19 protein-coding genes and 1 tRNA gene are annotated in these 16,785 nt (G+C 63.2%); 6 read left to right on the top strand and 14 right to left on the bottom strand.

The window, feature by feature from the left end; all coding sequences use genetic code 11:
• Positions 1-22: 22 nt before the first annotated feature.
• Positions 23-1,618 carry a catalase gene (locus tag FAZ11_RS07310; RefSeq protein WP_058767314.1) on the bottom strand — a complete coding sequence of 532 codons (1,596 nt, stop codon included), beginning with the start codon at positions 1,616-1,618 and terminating at the stop codon, positions 23-25.
• A 260-nt stretch (positions 1,619-1,878) separates the two neighbouring features.
• On the opposite strand from FAZ11_RS07310, the gene FAZ11_RS07305 reads away from it, so the two are divergent.
• Together FAZ11_RS07305 and FAZ11_RS07300 are read left to right on the top strand one after the other, a co-directional pair.
• A complete protein-coding gene (locus FAZ11_RS07305) occupies positions 1,879-2,151 on the top strand; it encodes a hypothetical protein (RefSeq protein ID WP_058783027.1) in 273 nt (90 codons plus the stop codon).
• 80 nt (positions 2,152-2,231) lie between these two features.
• A complete protein-coding gene (locus FAZ11_RS07300) occupies positions 2,232-2,438 on the top strand; it encodes a carbon storage regulator (RefSeq protein WP_074529892.1) in 207 nt (68 codons plus the stop codon).
• 23 nt (positions 2,439-2,461) lie between these two features.
• Here FAZ11_RS07300 and FAZ11_RS07295 read toward each other — a convergent pair whose 3' ends face one another.
• Positions 2,462-2,923, bottom strand: coding sequence for a hypothetical protein (locus FAZ11_RS07295; RefSeq protein WP_137279497.1), 462 nt, complete (start codon positions 2,921-2,923; stop codon positions 2,462-2,464).
• A gap of 628 nt (positions 2,924-3,551) precedes the next feature.
• Between FAZ11_RS07295 and FAZ11_RS07290 the strand changes: the two genes are divergently transcribed.
• Positions 3,552-3,812 (top strand): hypothetical protein, encoded by a 261-nt coding sequence (locus tag FAZ11_RS07290; protein ID WP_137279498.1) that lies wholly within the window; start codon positions 3,552-3,554, stop codon positions 3,810-3,812.
• A 194-nt stretch (positions 3,813-4,006) separates the two neighbouring features.
• On the opposite strand, the gene FAZ11_RS07285 is transcribed toward FAZ11_RS07290, so the two are convergent.
• From FAZ11_RS07285 to dapA, 5 genes are all read right to left on the bottom strand, one after another.
• A tRNA-Ser gene (locus tag FAZ11_RS07285) sits at positions 4,007-4,096 on the bottom strand.
• An 80-nt stretch (positions 4,097-4,176) separates the two neighbouring features.
• Positions 4,177-4,887: a phosphoribosylaminoimidazolesuccinocarboxamide synthase gene (gene purC, locus FAZ11_RS07280; protein ID WP_058760956.1), complete on the bottom strand. Its 711-nt coding sequence runs from the start codon at positions 4,885-4,887 to the stop codon at positions 4,177-4,179.
• Positions 4,888-5,045: 158 nt separating this feature from the next.
• Complete coding sequence (locus FAZ11_RS07275; protein WP_058773497.1) at positions 5,046-5,804, bottom strand: MBL fold metallo-hydrolase; 759 nt, start codon at positions 5,802-5,804, stop codon at positions 5,046-5,048.
• Positions 5,743-6,927, bottom strand: a complete 1,185-nt coding sequence (gene bamC, locus FAZ11_RS07270; protein WP_058760958.1) for an outer membrane protein assembly factor BamC — start codon at positions 6,925-6,927, stop codon at positions 5,743-5,745. Before bamC ends, FAZ11_RS07275 begins: the two co-directional genes overlap by 62 nt.
• Positions 6,928-6,941: 14 nt before the next feature.
• Positions 6,942-7,820, bottom strand: a complete 879-nt coding sequence (gene dapA, locus FAZ11_RS07265; RefSeq protein ID WP_058760959.1) for a 4-hydroxy-tetrahydrodipicolinate synthase — start codon at positions 7,818-7,820, stop codon at positions 6,942-6,944.
• 150 nt (positions 7,821-7,970) lie between these two features.
• Here dapA and FAZ11_RS07260 point away from each other — a divergent pair, with 150 nt between their 5' ends.
• Both FAZ11_RS07260 and FAZ11_RS07255 read left to right on the top strand, forming a co-directional pair.
• Positions 7,971-8,531: a glycine cleavage system transcriptional repressor gene (locus FAZ11_RS07260; RefSeq protein WP_058760960.1), complete on the top strand. Its 561-nt coding sequence runs from the start codon at positions 7,971-7,973 to the stop codon at positions 8,529-8,531.
• A 26-nt stretch (positions 8,532-8,557) separates the two neighbouring features.
• Complete coding sequence (locus tag FAZ11_RS07255) at positions 8,558-9,031, top strand: peroxiredoxin (protein WP_058773498.1); 474 nt, start codon at positions 8,558-8,560, stop codon at positions 9,029-9,031.
• On the opposite strand, the gene FAZ11_RS07250 is transcribed toward FAZ11_RS07255, so the two are convergent.
• Entirely contained in the window at positions 9,032-9,286 is a 255-nt protein-coding gene (locus FAZ11_RS07250) for a sulfurtransferase TusA family protein (RefSeq protein WP_058760962.1), read from the bottom strand.
• Between the two features lie 96 nt (positions 9,287-9,382).
• Between FAZ11_RS07250 and FAZ11_RS07245 the strand changes: the two genes are divergently transcribed.
• A complete protein-coding gene (locus FAZ11_RS07245) occupies positions 9,383-10,822 on the top strand; it encodes a M48 family metalloprotease (RefSeq protein WP_058773499.1) in 1,440 nt (479 codons plus the stop codon).
• Positions 10,823-10,838: 16 nt separating this feature from the next.
• On the opposite strand, the gene nadA is transcribed toward FAZ11_RS07245, so the two are convergent.
• The 6 genes from nadA to apbC all read right to left on the bottom strand — a co-directional run bounded on the left by nadA (position 10,839) and on the right by apbC (position 16,669).
• Positions 10,839-11,897, bottom strand: a complete 1,059-nt coding sequence (gene nadA, locus FAZ11_RS07240) for a quinolinate synthase NadA (protein WP_058767313.1) — start codon at positions 11,895-11,897, stop codon at positions 10,839-10,841.
• A gap of 215 nt (positions 11,898-12,112) precedes the next feature.
• Complete coding sequence (locus FAZ11_RS07235) at positions 12,113-13,003, bottom strand: S66 peptidase family protein (RefSeq protein ID WP_058773500.1); 891 nt, start codon at positions 13,001-13,003, stop codon at positions 12,113-12,115.
• Positions 13,000-13,803, bottom strand: coding sequence for an MOSC domain-containing protein (locus FAZ11_RS07230; RefSeq protein ID WP_058773501.1), 804 nt, complete (start codon positions 13,801-13,803; stop codon positions 13,000-13,002). The genes FAZ11_RS07235 and FAZ11_RS07230 overlap by 4 nt, the downstream gene beginning before the upstream one ends.
• Positions 13,804-13,875: 72 nt before the next feature.
• Entirely contained in the window at positions 13,876-14,808 is a 933-nt protein-coding gene (locus tag FAZ11_RS07225) for a chemotaxis protein CheV (RefSeq protein WP_058767283.1), read from the bottom strand.
• A gap of 118 nt (positions 14,809-14,926) precedes the next feature.
• On the bottom strand, positions 14,927-15,493 hold the full coding sequence (dcd, locus tag FAZ11_RS07220; RefSeq protein ID WP_007162761.1) for a dCTP deaminase: 567 nt from the start codon (positions 15,491-15,493) through the stop codon (positions 14,927-14,929).
• 81 nt (positions 15,494-15,574) lie between these two features.
• A complete protein-coding gene (gene apbC, locus FAZ11_RS07215; RefSeq protein WP_137279499.1) occupies positions 15,575-16,669 on the bottom strand; it encodes an iron-sulfur cluster carrier protein ApbC in 1,095 nt (364 codons plus the stop codon).
• Positions 16,670-16,785: the final 116 nt, after the last annotated feature.

Raw genomic sequence — 16,785 nt, 5'->3', positions numbered from 1 at the left:
TATCCGTCGGCTCATGGCCAAGTCAGGCAGGCTGCCCAGGCGTACCAGGCTTCGGTGCCTCTCGCTCACCGCCCTGGTAGGTCGCGCCCGGCACATCCTCGTTGGGCGCCGGATGCCCTGGCAGATTCGGCAAGGCCTTGGCCCTCTCCAGGTCGATGCCGGCGCCTTGGGCCACGCGGGTTCCATAGTCCGGATCGCAGTGCCAGAAATGCCAGACCATCCGCAGTTGGATGTTCTCGGGACACGCCTTCATGTCGGCGACCAGATTGGCGATGAGGTCGTCTCGCTCCCACTCCTCGAAGGAACGGTAACGCGCGCCGGTCTGCTGATAGTCCGCTGCGGTCTTGCGCGACTGATAGCGGCCCAGGTGCCCCTCGATCCACTGGCGATACTCGTGTTGCGGCCGCGGTGCCTCGCTCAGGCCGCCCTCGGAACTCGGCTCGTAATTGACATGGGGATTGCTGCCGCTGCGATCCACTTGCAGGGCCATCTGGCCATCGCGCTGGTTGGTCGCATAGGGACACTTGGGCGCATTGATCGGCAACTGCAGGTAATTGGCACCGACCCGATAGCGCTGGGTATCGGAATAGGACAGTGTCCGCCCCTGCAGCATCTTGTCGTCGGAAAAGTCGATCCCTTCCACCAGGACCCCCGTCCCGAAGGCTGCCTGCTCGGTTTCGGCGAAGACATTCGCGGGATTGCGATCCAGCACCAGCCGGCCCACTGGCAGCAAGGGAAACTGATCCTCGGGCCAGCGCTTGGTGTCATCCAGGGGGTCGAAGGGCAACTCGTCGTGGGCCTCGTCCGTCATGATCTGCACGCACATCTCCCATTCGGGATAGTCGCCGCGGTCGATGGCGTCGTAGAGATCCCGGGTGGCATGGCCCACATCGTATTTCTGGATGTCGGCCGCCTGTTCGCTGGTAAGGTTCTTGATGCCCTGCTTGGGTTCGAAAGAGAACTTGCACAGCACCGCAACGCCTTGGTCATTGACCAGCTTGTAGGTGTTCACGCTCGATCCCTGCATGTGCCGGTAGTCCGCGGGAATACCCCAGGGGCTCTTCACCCAGGTCACCATGTGCAGGGCTTCCGGATGGTGCTGGACGAAGTCGTAGAAGCGCCATGGCTCCTGGCGGTTGGTGATGGGATCGGGCTTGAAGGCATGGATCATATCGGGAAACTTGATGGCGTCGCGGATGAAGAACACCTTCAGGTTGTTCCCCACCAGATCCCAGTTGCCGTCCTCGGTATAGAACTTGATCGCGAAGCCGCGGGGATCCCGCGCGGTCTCGGGGGATTCCTTGGCGCCGATCACCGTGGAAAAGCGCAGGAAAACCGGCGTCCTTACCCCGGTCTTGGTCAGCACCTTGGCGCAGGTGTAACGACTCGCCGGCTCATCGCCGATGGTGCCATAGGCCTCGAACCAACCATGGGCGGCGGTGCCCCGGGCATGCACGACCCGTTCGGGTACCCGCTCCCGGTCGAAGTGGGTGATCTTCTCGATGAACTGATAGTTTTCCAGCGTCGCCGGGCCGCGCTCCCCCACACTTCTCAGGCTCTGATTGTCCCGTACAGGGTGGCCTTGGCGGGTGGTAAGAGTGATCTTGTCGTCGCTCATGATGGTCTCCAGGCTGCTCACATCGAACACAGCAGTGACCGGTCCTTTTCTTCAGCAGTTGTCTGCCGTCAGACGAGCTGTCATGCAGCGAAACGGCACCTCGACCGCTTCCGATGACCATCCATGGCTCTAGCGAGTACCTCTGGTCCGCTCAGCGGAAAAAATTGCTGATCGCGCTATCGCTCCCATCCAGACTGCTCATAAGCAGTCGATAAGACGCTTGGCGATAATCTCAAACAAGAAGCACGCCGGAGCTGCCCATGCTGGAAGAAGACTACGAAAACGAACCGCTCCCCGCCGCGAGGCGAGCACCGGCTTCGGACTTGAATGAAATGGCCGTCGCCGTCGCGTCGGCGATCTCGATGTGGGCACTCGCGACCCTGGTTGCCTTTGCCGCTGGCTATCACGGCAGTGGTCCCACCGACCGAGTAAATCTGCTGACGATTTCTGCCGGCCTGCTAGGGTTCGTCATCCGGCGTTGGCAACTGAAACCGCGGCAATGGCGGCTAAATAGGCGCAGATTCCCGTCCTAGAGCGAATAATCTGCGGACTTGTTCTCATACTCAGCAGAACTGGCTATCATCTGAGCCTCGAAATCATGGCAGGGATGCTCATGTCTTATCTGGTCTTGACGCGCCGCACCGACGAAATCATCAACCTATCCCTGAAACCGGGTGCTGATGAGGAAAAGGTGCTGGATCAGCTGTTCAATGGCGGCATCAACATCCGCATCATCAAGGTGCAGGGGGAGCGGGTACAGGTGGGTATCCAGGCGCCCGCCGACATCAGCATCATGCGCCAGGAACTCCTACCCTTCTAGGCTCCCCCAACTTGGCTCGATGGTCAGAGCGGTCTGGGATTGCGCGCGTATTCGAAGCGCCCTTCCAGGTTCCGCCATTCCACGCCCTGCCATAACTCGGGATCGAGCGTCCCCTCCGGCTGAAGGTCGGCGCGGTAATGGGCGAAGAAGGGCTGGCCGTCCCGTAGCACTATGATGTTGTGGCGCTCCTCGATCTGCGCGATGAGATCCAGGATGGCTTCGGACGTTCGGCCACCGCTCAGGCAGTAGCAGCTCCCATACTGGTGAAGCATGCTCTGAAAACGATAGCGATACAGGGTGCAGCGATCGGTCTCGAGGTGGATACGCTGTCCCTTGGCATCCAGCAGCGCATGATGCACGCAATGATCGCAGTCCTCGAACTCCTGACGCGACTCGACCCACTCGCCGAGAAATTGTTTCTTCCACCGCCAGACCAATAGCCCACGATCTTCCGGCCGTGAATACACGCTGACCTTATAGAACATCGCTCGACTCCTCTCTTATTTTTATTCGCCGAAGCCACTCGCCCTGGCTAGGCACTGCTGGGCCTCACCAGGGGATCGTCCCCTCCGCAGCGGACGTTTTCAGCATCGCTCCAATTAGACAGCGCGTCCAGCCATCTGCCGCGATCCCCACTACCGCTCGACGGCTGTGCCGGCATTGATCGGCAGCTACAGCCGATCAATGGAGCACGACCGTACCCGCGGCTTCGTCCAACTTCGATACAGATTTTATCTTTATACCCGGTTCTTTTAATAGGCGAAAGCCTTTGAAACAGCCGATTTAGAGCTCGATATAAATCGAGTACAAGTTAATGGACCGCTTATCACTAAGTCTGGAAAAGCCACCAGAAGGGATACCAATCCGGCTAGGCTCCAAACATCATCGACTCCAGCCTTCAGCGGCCCGATGAGCGGAGCGTACCGCGGGAATCGCGCGCTGACAGGAGTTTGCGTACCGATCATGGCCGCTGAGGAGCAGCCATGGATGCCTAAGGGGCCGAGAAGGAACTCCGGCCAGTTGAACGGCAACAGGAGGGTCGAGATATAAAACAACCACTATGGATAAGCATCAATACATCACTGCTTATCGAAGGCCTAATTAGGACGCGTCATGCCCGGCTTGGATAGCGATTATAAAGAAGCCCTTCACTACGCCATTAAAAACTGCCCTGCACGTACGATTGGGCAACTGGCAGCCATAGAAATCGCTGAGCGAGCGATTAGAGAAGATTTATCGGTGCTTACCGCGCTGGAGCGCAAGACGCTTACCTTGGAACTGGGCCTCTGGCTGACCCGCTATCAGCGCATCAGGGAATTCTCCGCATCCTCCGAGGCGCTCGCCCCCACTGACTCGGCAGCACCTGGAGAATGACCCTACTGCAGCAAGACTTCGCCAAACGAGGCCAGCCAGGTTAAAGCCAGCGCGCTGAAAACCCAAAGCGTTAGACGGTGGCGTGGTGGACGATGCGGGCTGATCAGGCTCCAAAGTGGTCCCTGCATATCCTCCAGAAACGACGAAGCCCCTGGAAATTTCAACATTTCCAGGGGCTTCAGCGACTTGCGATATGGCGGAGAGATAGGGATTTGAACCCTAGGAGCCATTGCTGACTCAACGGATTTCGAATCCGTCCCGTTCGACCACTCCGGCATCTCTCCAACGCGGCGCATGATACCAGCCATGAGTGCAAAAGCGAACAAGCAATTGCAAAAAAAGCTCTGGTATCAGCGGCTTGCGTTTAGAGCGGAACGCCCAGGCGCTGGGCGACCTCTTCATAGGCCTCGATCACGCCACCCAGACCCTGGCGGAAGCGATCCTTGTCCATCTTCTTGCGGGTTGCCTTGTCCCACAGGCGGCTGCCGTCCGGGCTGAATTCGTCGCCCAGCACCACCTTGCCGTGGAACAGGCCGAATTCCAGCTTGAAGTCCACCAGCAGCAGGCCGGCGTCGTCGAACAGCTGCTTGAGGATGTCGTTGATGCGGAAGGTCAGCGCCTTCATCTCGGCCAGTTGGTCGAGGGTGGCCCAGCCGAAGGCCTGGGCGTGGCTTTCGTTGACCATGGGGTCGTGCAGAGCATCGTTCTTCAGGAAGAGTTCGAAGGTCGGCGGGGTCAGCTCCAGGCCCTCCTCCACGCCCAGACGGCGCACCAGGCTACCGGCGGCGAAGTTGCGAACCACGCATTCCACCGGAATCATGTCGAGCTTCTTGACCAGGCATTCGTTGTCGCCCAGCAGTTGCTCGAACTGGGTCGGAATGCCGGCGTCTTCCAGCTTCTGCATGATGAAGGCGTTGAACTTGTTGTTCACCATGCCTTTGCGGTCGAGTTGCTCGATGCGCTCGCCATCGAAGGCAGAGGTGTCGTTGCGGAACAACAGGACCAGGCGATCGGGATCGTCGGTGGTGAATACCGACTTGGCCTTGCCACGGTAGAGTTCTGCGCGTTTTTCCATCTTGGACTCCGGTTCGAATGGCTTGCAGGCTGTGGACGAACCAGATGAGGCGAGCGGTTCGGGATGAGTACAGCCGGGAAGCGCAGTTTACATAGGATCTTGGATCTTTTGGCCGCGCGGCGAGGCGTGGCCCTCAAAGAAACTCGGTGGAGGCTGTTTCAGGCGATCGCTCGCCACTCCAGCCCCTGCTGTTGATCGGCGATCTGCAGCCAATCCGCCTCGCAGCCGAGGACGTTGGTGAAGCAGGCCCGCGCCAGCCAGGGGTTGTTGTTCTTCTCGCTCAAATGGGCGAGCACCAGGTGTTGCAGGCCAGGGCAGGCCAGCTCCGCCACCAAGTCAGCCGACTGACGGTTGTTCAGATGCCCACGAACACCGCCGACGCGCGCCTTGAGATGGTATGGATAGGGCCCCGAAGCGAGCATCGCGCTGTCGTGGTTGGCTTCGATCACCAAGGCATCCAGTCCGCGATAGTGGGTCAAGACGCCTGGCGTAGCCTCGCCGAGATCGGTGAGCACGCCCAGGCGCTTGCGGCCATCGTCGAAGACGAACTGCGTCGGCTCCAGGGCATCGTGAGACACCTGCACGACGGTGACCTCCAGTGCATCCAACACCAGCCGCTCACCATCCACCAGCAGCCCCTGGGCCGCCACCGGTTTGCGCAGGCCACGACCGGTACCGGCGCTGTAGTAGACCGGCACGCCGTGCTTGCGCGCCAGCAGCTCTACGCCTTGGACGTGATCGGAATGTTCGTGGGTGACCAGGACGGCGTCCAGCTGGGCAGGTACCACACCCAGCCGGGCCAACCGACGCTCGGCTTCTCGCAGGGAGAAGCCGCAGTCGATCAGGATGTAGCTGTTATGGCTGTGCACCAGGGTCGAGTTGCCCCGACTGCCGCTGCCCAGGATTGCGAAGCGCATACTGCATGCTCGTCTGAAGCTTTTTCAGCACGCCCTCGGCGATATCGTTGGGGGCTGCGGTATTGATGGTCTTGTCCAGGGTGACCTGAACGGCATTGCCGACCTGAGTGAGACGGACCTGGAAGCGCCGTGCGCGGGCGTCTTCCTCTTCCTTGGTCTCACCCTTGCCGAACAGCCGACCGAAGAAGCCCGGCTTGCGCTCTTCGGGCTTCTGCGCGCCCTCGGCCAGGTTCACGTAGTAAACGCCCAGACTGCGATCCATGTCGTCGACGCGGATGTCGGCCCCTTCGATGGCGCGGCCAACGCTGGACCAGGCGCGATTCAGGTCGCTGTCCAGCACCAGCATGGGCACGCCACTGCCGTCGAGTTCGTAGGTCACGCGCTCGGGGGTATCGTAAGCGCCCGTAGCGAGCAGAGAAACCGAGCTACCGCCTTCGGCGCTGCGATCCAGACCGGCCAGTACCTGGTTCAGCAGGGCATCGTCGAGCGCCGAGCTGTCCTGGCTGCTGGACCAGGCCGGATCGCTGGTGCTGCCCTGGCTGCGAGTCTGGGTCTGAACGAAGATCTCGCTGCTACCGGAGGCTACGCCCGGCTCGATACGCATCCGGGCCCGCACCTCGTTGCCCGGCTTCAGGCGACCATTGGTGCTCAGGCTGCGCGCCAGCGGCGTGGACAACTCCGTGGGCGACTGCCAGGCGGTGATGATCTCACCGGTCTGCGGGCGCTCTTCGGCGATGCGGAAGCCGTTTTCGGTCAAATACTGGCGCGCCGTCGGCCAGACCGAGGCCGGGACCTTCTGCGCCGCCAGCCAGCGAGCATTGCCACTGCGCTGCACGCTGTACTGCTCGTTGCCACTGCCCTGGACGCTCAGCGCCGGAGGGGGCGGCACCTGGTAGCCATAGGCGCGGTTCTGGGTGTCCGGCACATTGTTCGGGATCGGCAGCAGCGGATCGAGCGGCTTGGTGTGCAGATCCGGCGGGATCTGCATGGGAGGCGTCTCGCGGGCTTCGAGGTAGTCGTTGCTGCGATCGCGGAAGTAACCGTGCTCACCCCACAGCCAACTGCAACCACTCGCAGTCGCCACGGCCAGGCCCAGCGTCGTCATACCCAGGATACGTTTCATCGCCTGCTTCCTAATCACGCCAGCACTCCTGCCTGACGCAGGGCCTGACGTACCACTTCATGGCAGCGTGAGCTGAGCCAGGTCAGAGGCAGGCGGATACCGGCGTCAATCATGCCCATTTCGTGCAGGGCCCACTTCACCGGGATCGGGTTCGATTCGATGAACAGATTCTTGTGCAGCGGCATCAGCTTTTCGTTCAGCGCGCGTGCCGTATCGGCATCGCCACGCATGGCGGCGGCGCACAGCTCGCTCATCGCCTTGGGGGCGACGTTGGCGGTCACCGAGATGTTGCCCTTGCCGCCCAGCAGCATGAGCTCGGCCGCGGTGGCGTCGTCACCGGAATAGACCAGGAAATCCTTGCTGACCCGGGAGAGGATGTCTCTTGCCCGAGCCAGATCACCGGTCGCTTCCTTGATGCCGATGATGTTCGGTACGTTGGCCAGGCGCTCGACGGTCTCGGCCAGCATGTCGCAAGCGGTACGGCCTGGCACGTTGTAGAGGATCTGCGGAATGGCGACGGTTTCGGCGATCATGCGGAAGTGCTGATACAGCCCTTCCTGGGTCGGCTTGTTGTAATAAGGCACGACCAACAGGCAGGCATCGGCCCCGGCGTCCTTGGCCGCGCGGGTCAGATCGATCGCTTCGCGAGTGGAATTGCCACCCGTGCCGGCGATGACCGGAATGCGGCCCTTGACCTGCTCGACCACATGACGGATCACGGCGACGTGCTCGTCCACATCGACCGTGGCGGATTCACCCGAGGTGCCCACCGCGACGATGGCGTCGGTGCCTTCGGCGAGATGGAAGTCCACCAGCTTGGTCAGGCTATCCCAGTCGATACGCCCCTGGGCGTCCATGGGGGTGACCAGCGCCACCATACTCCCCGCAATCATGCAACCGCTCCTGCCGGAAAAAGAGAGCGGTAATGGTACTGACGCCTCTGCGCCAGCACAAGCAACGGACCCCGACGGGCATTCCCCCCGCGAGCGCTTTTCGCTACCCTTTCGCCTTTGCTAGTCGTATCTCCCCTGCCAGGAACCCCAATGTCCGTTACCCCCCCGATTCGCGAACAATTTCTCGTCATCAGTGCCATGGGCCCCAATCCCATGGAGCTGACCAACGTGCTCTTTCGCAGCTGCATGGACAATCGCTGCGCCGTGGTCAGCAGCCGCCTGAGCCGGCACGGAGAATACAGCGCGTTGATCCTGCAGGTCTCCGGCAACTGGGATGGCCTGGCGCGCCTCGAAGGCGGCCTCGCCGGCCTCGGCAAACGCCATGGTTTCACCGTGGGGGTCACCCGTAGCGCCGCGCTGGAGAATCGTCCCCAGGCCCTGCCGTACGTCGTTTATGTCAGTGCCGCCTATCGCCCCGACATCCTCAACGAGCTTTGCCAGTTCTTCGCCGACCACAAGATCGAGGTGGAAAACCTGGTGTGCGATTCCTACCAGGCGCCGCAGACCGGCGGTACCATGCTCAACGCCACCATCACCGTCACCCTGCCGGCCGGCACCCAGATCAGTTGGCTACGCGATCAGTTCCTGGATTTCGCCGATGCCTTGAATCTCGATGCCCTGATCGAGCCCTGGCGGCCGCAGAGCAACTAATCGCCTAGCAGCCAGAGGACCTGTCCATGAGCGTGACCCTCGACCAATCGCTTCCCGCCTTTCAGGCCCAGGCCACCAGCGGCCTCGAGGTCTCGCCCGACAGCCTGCGCGGTCGCCAGACGGTGCTGTACTTCTATCCCAAGGACAACACTCCGGGCTGTACCACCCAGGGTCAGGGCTTCCGCGATCTGCACGAGCAGTTCGTCGCCGCCAACACCCAGGTCCTGGGCATCTCGCGCGACAGCCTGCGCACCCACGAGAACTTCCGCGCCAAGCAGGGCTTTCCCTTCGAGCTGATCAGCGACAAGGATGAAACCCTGTGCCATCTGTTCGAGGTGCTGCAACCGAAGAAGCTCTATGGCAAGGAGTACATCGGCGTCGATCGCAGCACCTTCCTCATCGATCGCGACGGCGTAGTGCGCAAGATCTGGCGCAATGTGAAGGTGCCCGGGCACGTCGACGAGGTGCTCGCCGCCGCCCAGGCGCTCAACGAGGCCTGATCAGGCCTTGCGCAGCCAGTAGCGGAAGGTTTCTCCCGCCACCTCTTCGCCGACCAGGGCGTGTCCCGAGAGCTTGGCGAAGGTGCGGAAGTCACGCTGCGAGCCGGCGTCGGTAGCCACCACGGCAAGCACCTCGCCCGTGGCCAGTCGGTTGAGCTCGAGCTTGGCCTTGAGCAACGGCATGGGGCAACTTAGCCCGCTGGCGTCGAGATGGGCGGTCACAGCGCCGGTATAGGGTTGGCTCATATCAGCCATGGGATTCTCCGGTACGGGATACGACAGTGCCTGCGCTTGCTAGGCACTCGGACGACGGGCCGCTAAAGTAACGACTTTGCGTTCACGAGTCATGCCATGAAAGCTCTGCGCCCCGCCCTGCTGTCCCTGGCGCTGTTCACCGCGCCGCTTCTGGCGCATGGTGCGAACGATCTGCCTTCGCTGGGCGATGCCAGCTCTTCGATCGTCTCGCCCGAGCAGGAGTTTCAGATGGGCCGCGCCTGGCTGAGCATGCTGCGCGGCCAGGTACCGACCATCAACGATCCGCAGCTCAAGCAGTTCGTCGAGCAAACCGTCTACAAGCTGGCTGAGACCAGCGACCTGCAGGACCACCGCCTGGTCTTCATCCTGATCAAGGACCCCGAGATCAACGCCTTCGCCGCTCCCGGTGGAGTGATCGGGGTGAATGGCGGACTGTTCCTCAAGTCGGAGACCGAAGCCGAGTACGCGGCGGTCATGGCCCATGAGCTGGGTCACCTGATCCAGCGCCACTTCGCCCGCGGGGTGGAAAACCAGCAGCGCATGCAGCTGCCGCTGATGGCGGCCTTGCTCGCCGGGATCGTGGCAGCCGCGGCGGGCGGTGGCGATGCGGGAATCGCCGCCATCGCCTCGACCCAGGCGGCGGCGATCCAGAGCCAGTTGCGTTTTTCCCGGCTCAACGAGCAGGAGGCCGACCGCGTCGGCATCGTCAATCTGGAGCGCGCCGGCTACGATCCACGCGCCATGCCGGAGATGTTCGGTCGGCTCGCCCGCCAGTATCGCTATGACCGTACCCCGCCGGAATTCCTACTGACGCACCCGGTCACCGACAGCCGGATCGCCGATACCCAGGCGCGCGCCGAGCGCTTTCCCAAGGGCGGCGTCGAGGACAGCAAGCGCTTCCAGCTGATGAAGGTGCGGGCTCAGATGTATTTCGAGGAAACCGCCGGCCTGCTGGTGAAGCGCTATCGAGCCCAGTTGCAGGAAAATCCGGACAACGACGCCGTCCGCTACGGCCTGGCCATGGGCCTGACCCGCCAGGGCCAGCTCAACGAGGCGCGCGAAATCCTGGCCCCCTTGCTGCGCAAGGCACCGGACGACGTCAGCTATAACCTTGCCCAGGTCGACCTGGACATCACCGCCAATCGCCTGCCCGACGCCCAGAAACGCGCCCAGCGGCTGATGGAACTCTACCCGGACGACCTGGCCGTCGCCCTGGCCCAAGTAGATCTACTCAACAGGACCAAACAGGCCAAGGCGGCCAGCCAACTACTGGACAAGCTGCTCAAGCAGCGGCCGATCGATCCGGATCTGTGGAACCTGGCAGCGGATATTCGTGGCCAGGCGGGTGATCTGGTGGGCGTGCACCAGGCACGCGCCGAGTACTTCGCCCTGACCGGCGACTACAACCAGGCCATCCAGCAACTGGGCTTCGCCAAGCAGCGGGCAGCCAACAACTATCAGCTCGCCGCACGAATAGACGCCCGTCAGCAAGAGATGATCGCCCAGCGCAAGCTGAGCGAAGAGATCCTGCGCTGACCGCTAGGCAGCGCCCTTAGGCGTTGCCTTTGACCCGCAACTGCAGCGCCTGGGTGAAGTCCAGCATCCGCTTGAGTGGTTTGACCGCCCTGGGAATGAGCGCTGGATCGACCAGCACCTCGCCGGAGCCATCGAGCAGGCAGTTGAGGGTGCGCTCCAGGGTATTCATCGCCATCCAGGGGCAGTGGGCGCAACTGCGGCAAGCGGCGCCGTTGCCAGCGGTGGGTGCCTCGATGAAGACCTTGTCCGGGCAGGCCTGCTGCATCTTGTAGAAGATGCCGCGGTCGGTGGCGACGATGAACTGCTGGTTGGGCAGGGTCTGGGCGGCCTTGATCATCTGGCTGGTGGAGCCGACATGGTCGGCCAGCTCGATCACCGCCTCGGGCGACTCCGGATGGACAAGGATGGCGGCCTCCGGGTAGAGCCGCTTGAGGTCTTCCAACTGGCTGGCCTTGAATTCCTCGTGGACGATGCAGGAGCCTTCCCACAGGAGCATGTCCGCCCCGGTCTCGCGCTGGATGTAACGACCCAGGTGCCGATCGGGCGCCCAGAGGATGGTCTCGTCGTTGTCCATCAGGTGCTCGACGATATCCAGGGCGCAACCGGAAGTGACCACCCAGTCCGCCCGGGCCTTCACGGCGGCGGAGGTGTTGGCATAGACCACCACGGTGCGTTCGGGATGCTGGTCGCAGAAGGCGGAGAACTCATCCACCGGGCAACCCAGGTCCAGCGAGCAGGTAGCCTCCAGGGTCGGCATCAGCACCCGCTTTTCCGGGTTGAGGATCTTGGCCGTCTCGCCCATGAACTTGACCCCGGCGACCACTACGGTCGAGGCCGGGTGGCGATTGCCGAAGCGAGCCATTTCCAGGGAATCAGCGACGCAACCGCCGGTTTCCTCGGCCAGGGCCTGGATCAACGGATCGGTGTAGTAGTGGGCCAGCAGCACCGCATTCTGCGCCTTGAGCTCGCGGGCGATGGCGGTCTTGTAGGCCGCGATCTCGTCCGGCCCGAGCGCCTTGGGCTGCTTGGCGGCCAGATGGGCCTGGACCAGGAGACGTTCGGAAATCTGCGCCATGGCGGGTACCTGAAAACGAGGGTCGGCAAGGTCGCGAATCATAGCAGCATCCTGGCGACCAGACATCCGCACGCCCTGTCAGCCAACCCTGGTCAGGCGCGGACCTGCGGGTCGCATAGCCAACTGGCTCGACGACGGCAACGTCGGCTACCAAGAGGCGGCGATCCCAAAGCCCCAGGCGATGCCAGGCTCGAGGGCGAGCAGGTTCGAGTTCGCTAGAGCACCTGGAGGCGGCCTGCTTCCAACCGCACCCGAGCGCCATAGGGCCAGGCGTGATTCGCCGGACCATGGCCGCTGGGCAGACCGCGATAGAGGGCGATGCCGCGCGGCTCCAGCCACTCGGCGAAGATCTCTTCCAGCGACTGTTCGACATTGCGCCGCGGACAATCGGTAAAGGTGCCCAGGCAGACCGCCCCGATGCGGTGCTCGGTAAGCCCCCCCAGCAACTGGCAGAGGCTGCGCTCCAGCCGGTAGTAGGGTTCGCCGACGTCTTCCAGCATGAGGATGGCGCCATCGTGGGGCCGCAGGGCGGCAGAGGTACCGACCACGCTGGCCAAGGTGGTGAGGTTGCCGCCAATCAACTCACCTGCCGGGACCTGGGCAGGACCGGCCAGCCGCTCCAGACTCCAGGCCGGTCGTGCACCGGCGCACAGCTCAAGCGCCGATTCCAGCGAGCGAGTCCGCGCCGCCTGAGCGTCGGGATCTTCGTCACGACGCCCCCAGTCCAGGGCGCCGGGCCCATGGATGGCGGTCAGCCCACGGCGATGGAAGGCCTCCAGCAACACCGTCAGGTCGGAATAGCCGATCAAGGGCCGCCCCTTGCTGCTGGAGAGGCGCGACCAGTCCAGCCAGGGCAGCAACTGGGCGGACCCATAGCCGCCCCGCAAGCACCAGACCGCATCGACGTCAGCCTGACTGAAAGCCCAGTGCAGATCCGCCGCCCGCTCTTGCGCCGTACCGGCCAGATAGCGATGCCGGCTGAGCGCCTGCTCGCCGAGCAGCGGTTCGATACCAACAGCCCGTAGCTGCGCCATCGCCGCCATGACCAACTCTTCCTTGACCGCACCCGCCGGACTGACCAGCGCCACTCGGCGCAACGGGCTCATTCCAGCAACTCCACCGGCATGCCGACCTCGATGACACCTTGACCCAAGGGAATGACATTCATGCCGAACAGCATGCGATTGTCCTCGAAGCGGTATTCGCGCAGGGCGGTGAGCGGTTGCCGATCAGGGTCCTTCTCGCCGGTCAGCGGGTCCTGGGTGGTGACGATGCAGCGCGAACAGGGGCAGGCCACGGCGAAGTCCAGGGTGCCGATGCGCAGGCGCTTCCAGCCGTCCTCGGCATAGGCGGAGGTACCCTCCACCACCAGATTGGGCCGAAAGCGCAGCATTTCCAACGGCTTGCCTACCCGAGCCACCAGATCGGCCAAGGAGGCTTCGCTGGTCAGCAGCAGCGGAAAGCCATCAGCGAAATGCACCTTCTGGCCGGGTTCGGCGAAGTCGGTGTTGATCTGGCGAGCGTGGCTTTCGGCGATGTGCACCAGACGGCAGCGACGGCCGAGGAAGTCGCTCAGCCAGGCATCGGCCGCGGCGGCCACCGGCGCCTGCAGGGTATCGCGCCAGATGGTGACGCCCAGCCGCTCGGCCTGGGCATCGGGTACCGCGACCTCGAGCGGTTCGCGGTCGGGCGCGCTCAGGCGTAGGCGATCGGCGGCCAGCCAGCGCGCTTCGAGGCGATTCATCTGCGCCAGTTGGCGCAGGGTCAGGAAGCGACCGGTATCGGCGTCCACCACCATCCAGCGCCGGTCACCGACCAGGCCCAGGGCGTCCACCTCGGCGCGCGACAGGGTTTCCACGGCCGTCGATTTGACGGGATAACGGTAGAGGGCACTGAGGTGCGGCATGAACGCGGCTTCCTGGCAGCTGACGAGGGCCGCCAGTGTAAGGGAGGTGCCGGACCGGCGAAACCGCGGGAATCAGCTCTCTTCGGCCAGCGCCAGGCGCCGCCGCACTTCCTCGACCAATAGATCCGGTTGGAATTTGGACAGGAAAGCGTTGCAGCCGACCTTCTTCACCATGGCTTCGTTGAAGCTGCCGGACAAGGACGTGTGCAACACGACATAGAGATCGGCGAGGCGCGGATCCTGGCGGATCTCGGTGGTCAGCCGGTAGCCATCCATTTCCGGCATCTCGGCATCGGTGACCACCATCAGCAACTTTTCGGTCAGTACCAGCCCCTCGTCAGCCCAAGCCTTGAGCTTGCGCAACGCCTGCAGGCCGTCGGTAGCGATATGGAACTTCAGATCCAACTGCACCAGGGTGTCGCGCAGCTGGCCGATGGCGGTACTGGAGTCGTCCACCAGCAGCACCTCGCGACCGCGGGCCTTGGCCAGCAGCGGATCGGCCAGGCGCTCCTGGGATACCTTGACGTTGTAGGGCGCGATCTCGGCCAGCACCTTCTCCACGTCGATCACCTCCACCAGCTTGTCTTCGATGCGGGTGATGGCGGTCAGGTAGTGCTGGCGCCCGGCGCCGCCAGGCGGCGGCTGGATGCTGTCCCAGTTCAGGTTGATGATGCGGTCGACGCTGCCCACCAGGAAGGCCTGCACCGAGCGGTTGTACTCGGTGACGATGATGGTGCTGTTCTCATCGGGAGTGATGGCGCGCATGCCGATGGCGGCGGCCAGATCGATCACCGGCAGGGTCTGGCCGCGCAGGTGAACCACCCCGCAGACCACCGGATGGCGCTTGGGCATCAGCGTCAGGCGCGGCAGCTTGAGCACCTCCTGCACCTTGAACACGTTGATGGCGAACATCTGCCGGCTGGACAGCTGGAACATGAGAATTTCCAGGCGGTTCTCGCCAACCAACTGGGTACGTTGATCGACGGTATCGAGAATGCTGGCCATGGAAAATCCGCTCCAAAGATAGTTCAGGTGAAAGGCTATCGGCCGCAGTCGCCAGGTCTTGAGGGCCGGGAAAAGACAAAGCCGCCCAATAAGGCGGCTTTGTCGGCCCACATGCGGATCAGGCGCGCGGCAGGGTCACGCCACGCTGGCCTTGGTACTTGCCGCCACGATCCTTGTAGGAGACTTCGCAAGCCTCGTCGGATTGCAGGAACAGCATCTGGGCCACGCCCTCGTTGGCGTAGATCTTCGCCGGCAAGGTGGTGGTGTTGGAGAACTCCAGGGTCACGTGCCCTTCCCACTCAGGTTCCAGCGGGGTGACGTTGACGATGATGCCGCAGCGGGCATAGGTGCTCTTGCCCAGGCAGATGGTCAGCACATCGCGCGGGATGCGGAAGTATTCCACGGTGCGCGCCAGGGCGAAGGAGTTCGGCGGAATGATGCAGACGTCGCTGACCACGTCGACGAAGCTTTTGTCGTCGAAGTTCTTCGGGTCCACCACCGCGGAATGGATGTTGGTGAACACCTTGAATTCGTTGGCGCAGCGCACGTCGTAGCCGTAGCTGGACACCCCGTAGGAGATCACCCGACTGTCGTCCGCGCCGCGCATCTGGCGCTCGACGAAGGGCTCGATCATGCCGTGCTCCTGGGCCATGCGGCGAATCCACTTGTCCGATTTGATGCTCATGGCAGGTCTAGCTCCGGGGCGAAAAAATTGACCGCGCATTCTAGTGGATAGCCGCGCGGTCTCAAAGGCGAACGGACGAAATCAGTCGTCGCTGACGGTAATGGTGGGCATCCCGCCACCGGCCTGGCCGCCCTGAGCGATGCGTGCTCCGACCTTGCGCGCCAGTTCCTGGTAGATCAGCGCGATCTGGCTGTCGGGATCGGCGATGGCCGTGGGGCGACCGGCGTCGGCCTGCTCACGGATGGCCATGGCCAGCGGTAGCGAGGCCAGCAGATCCACGCCGTACTGCTCGGCCAGCTTGCTGCCACCGCCCTCGCCGAACAGGTGCTCGGCATGGCCGCAATTGGAGCAGATGTGCACGGCCATGTTCTCCACCACCCCGAGCACCGGGATGTTGACCTTCTGGAACATTTCCACGCCCTTCCTGGCGTCCAGCAGAGCAAGGTCCTGGGGCGTTGTAACGATCACCGCGCCGGCCACCGGTACCTTCTGCGCCAGGGTCAGCTGGATATCGCCGGTACCGGGCGGCATGTCGATCACCAGGTAGTCGAGGTCATTCCAGGCAGTTTGCGTGATCAGCTGGATCAGCGCACCGGAGACCATCGGCCCGCGCCAGGCCACCGGGGTCTTGTCGTTGGTCAGGAAGGCCATGGAGATGACCTCGACGCCATGGGCCTGCAGCGGGATGAACCACTTCTCGTCGCGCACCTCGGGACGAGTGCCTTCGGCGAAACCGAACATGATGCCCTGGCTGGGGCCATAGATGTCGGCGTCCAGCACCCCGACCCGAGCGCCTTCGCGGGCCAGTGCCAGGGCCAGGTTGGCGGCGGTGGTGGACTTGCCCACCCCGCCCTTGCCCGAGGCCACGGCGATGATGTTCTTGACGTTGCCCATGGCCTCCAGCTGCGGCTGGACCGCATGGGGCGCTATATGGCAGTCGATCTGGATCTCGGCGGTTTCGACCCCGGGTACGTTCTCCAGGGCGGTCTTGAGCACCTGGGCCAGACCACCCTTGAACAGCCCGGCGGCATAGCCCAGCTCGAAGCGGGCCCGCACACGGCCACCATCCAGCGCGAGGTCGCGCAGGGCGCCGGCACTGAGCAGGTCTTGTTCGAGATAGGGATCGTGGTACTGGCGCAGCGCGGCCTCGATGGCCTCGCGGGTCGGAGCGGTCATGCAGACTCCCGGAAACGGCGGATGAGAAGAATGAGCTGCGGCCTATGCTACCCACTGTCCTTGGTAAAGCCTATCCGCGCGGCGCTACACTTCCGGCTTATTTCCCTTGCGTGGAG

Source organism: Pseudomonas rhizoryzae (genome assembly GCF_005250615.1).
Taxonomy (GTDB): Bacteria; Pseudomonadota; Gammaproteobacteria; order Pseudomonadales; family Pseudomonadaceae; genus Chryseomonas; species Chryseomonas rhizoryzae.
This window is presented reverse-complemented; position numbering and strand designations above follow the sequence as displayed.

Excerpts from the sequence above, each read along its gene's own strand:
- FAZ11_RS07255 (WP_058773498.1), top strand. The coding sequence starts at position 8,558 with ATGAGCGTGACCCTCGACCAATCGCTTCCCGCCTTTCAGGCCCAGGCC.
- FAZ11_RS07225 (WP_058767283.1), bottom strand. The coding sequence starts at position 14,808 with ATGGCCAGCATTCTCGATACCGTCGATCAACGTACCCAGTTGGTTGGC.
- FAZ11_RS07300 (WP_074529892.1), top strand. The coding sequence starts at position 2,232 with ATGTCTTATCTGGTCTTGACGCGCCGCACCGACGAAATCATCAACCTA.
- bamC (WP_058760958.1), bottom strand. The coding sequence starts at position 6,927 with ATGAAACGTATCCTGGGTATGACGACGCTGGGCCTGGCCGTGGCGACT.
- dapA (WP_058760959.1), bottom strand. The coding sequence starts at position 7,820 with ATGATTGCGGGGAGTATGGTGGCGCTGGTCACCCCCATGGACGCCCAG.
- FAZ11_RS07290 (WP_137279498.1), top strand. The coding sequence starts at position 3,552 with ATGCCCGGCTTGGATAGCGATTATAAAGAAGCCCTTCACTACGCCATT.
- FAZ11_RS07245 (WP_058773499.1), top strand. The coding sequence starts at position 9,383 with ATGAAAGCTCTGCGCCCCGCCCTGCTGTCCCTGGCGCTGTTCACCGCG.
- apbC (WP_137279499.1), bottom strand. The coding sequence starts at position 16,669 with ATGACCGCTCCGACCCGCGAGGCCATCGAGGCCGCGCTGCGCCAGTAC.
- FAZ11_RS07305 (WP_058783027.1), top strand. The coding sequence starts at position 1,879 with ATGCTGGAAGAAGACTACGAAAACGAACCGCTCCCCGCCGCGAGGCGA.
- purC (WP_058760956.1), bottom strand. The coding sequence starts at position 4,887 with ATGGAAAAACGCGCAGAACTCTACCGTGGCAAGGCCAAGTCGGTATTC.
- FAZ11_RS07235 (WP_058773500.1), bottom strand. The coding sequence starts at position 13,003 with ATGAGCCCGTTGCGCCGAGTGGCGCTGGTCAGTCCGGCGGGTGCGGTC.
- FAZ11_RS07275 (WP_058773497.1), bottom strand. The coding sequence starts at position 5,804 with ATGCGCTTCGCAATCCTGGGCAGCGGCAGTCGGGGCAACTCGACCCTG.
- FAZ11_RS07230 (WP_058773501.1), bottom strand. The coding sequence starts at position 13,803 with ATGCCGCACCTCAGTGCCCTCTACCGTTATCCCGTCAAATCGACGGCC.
- dcd (WP_007162761.1), bottom strand. The coding sequence starts at position 15,493 with ATGAGCATCAAATCGGACAAGTGGATTCGCCGCATGGCCCAGGAGCAC.
- nadA (WP_058767313.1), bottom strand. The coding sequence starts at position 11,897 with ATGGCGCAGATTTCCGAACGTCTCCTGGTCCAGGCCCATCTGGCCGCC.
- FAZ11_RS07250 (WP_058760962.1), bottom strand. The coding sequence starts at position 9,286 with ATGGCTGATATGAGCCAACCCTATACCGGCGCTGTGACCGCCCATCTC.
- FAZ11_RS07260 (WP_058760960.1), top strand. The coding sequence starts at position 7,971 with ATGTCCGTTACCCCCCCGATTCGCGAACAATTTCTCGTCATCAGTGCC.
- FAZ11_RS07310 (WP_058767314.1), bottom strand. The coding sequence starts at position 1,618 with ATGAGCGACGACAAGATCACTCTTACCACCCGCCAAGGCCACCCTGTA.
- FAZ11_RS07295 (WP_137279497.1), bottom strand. The coding sequence starts at position 2,923 with ATGTTCTATAAGGTCAGCGTGTATTCACGGCCGGAAGATCGTGGGCTA.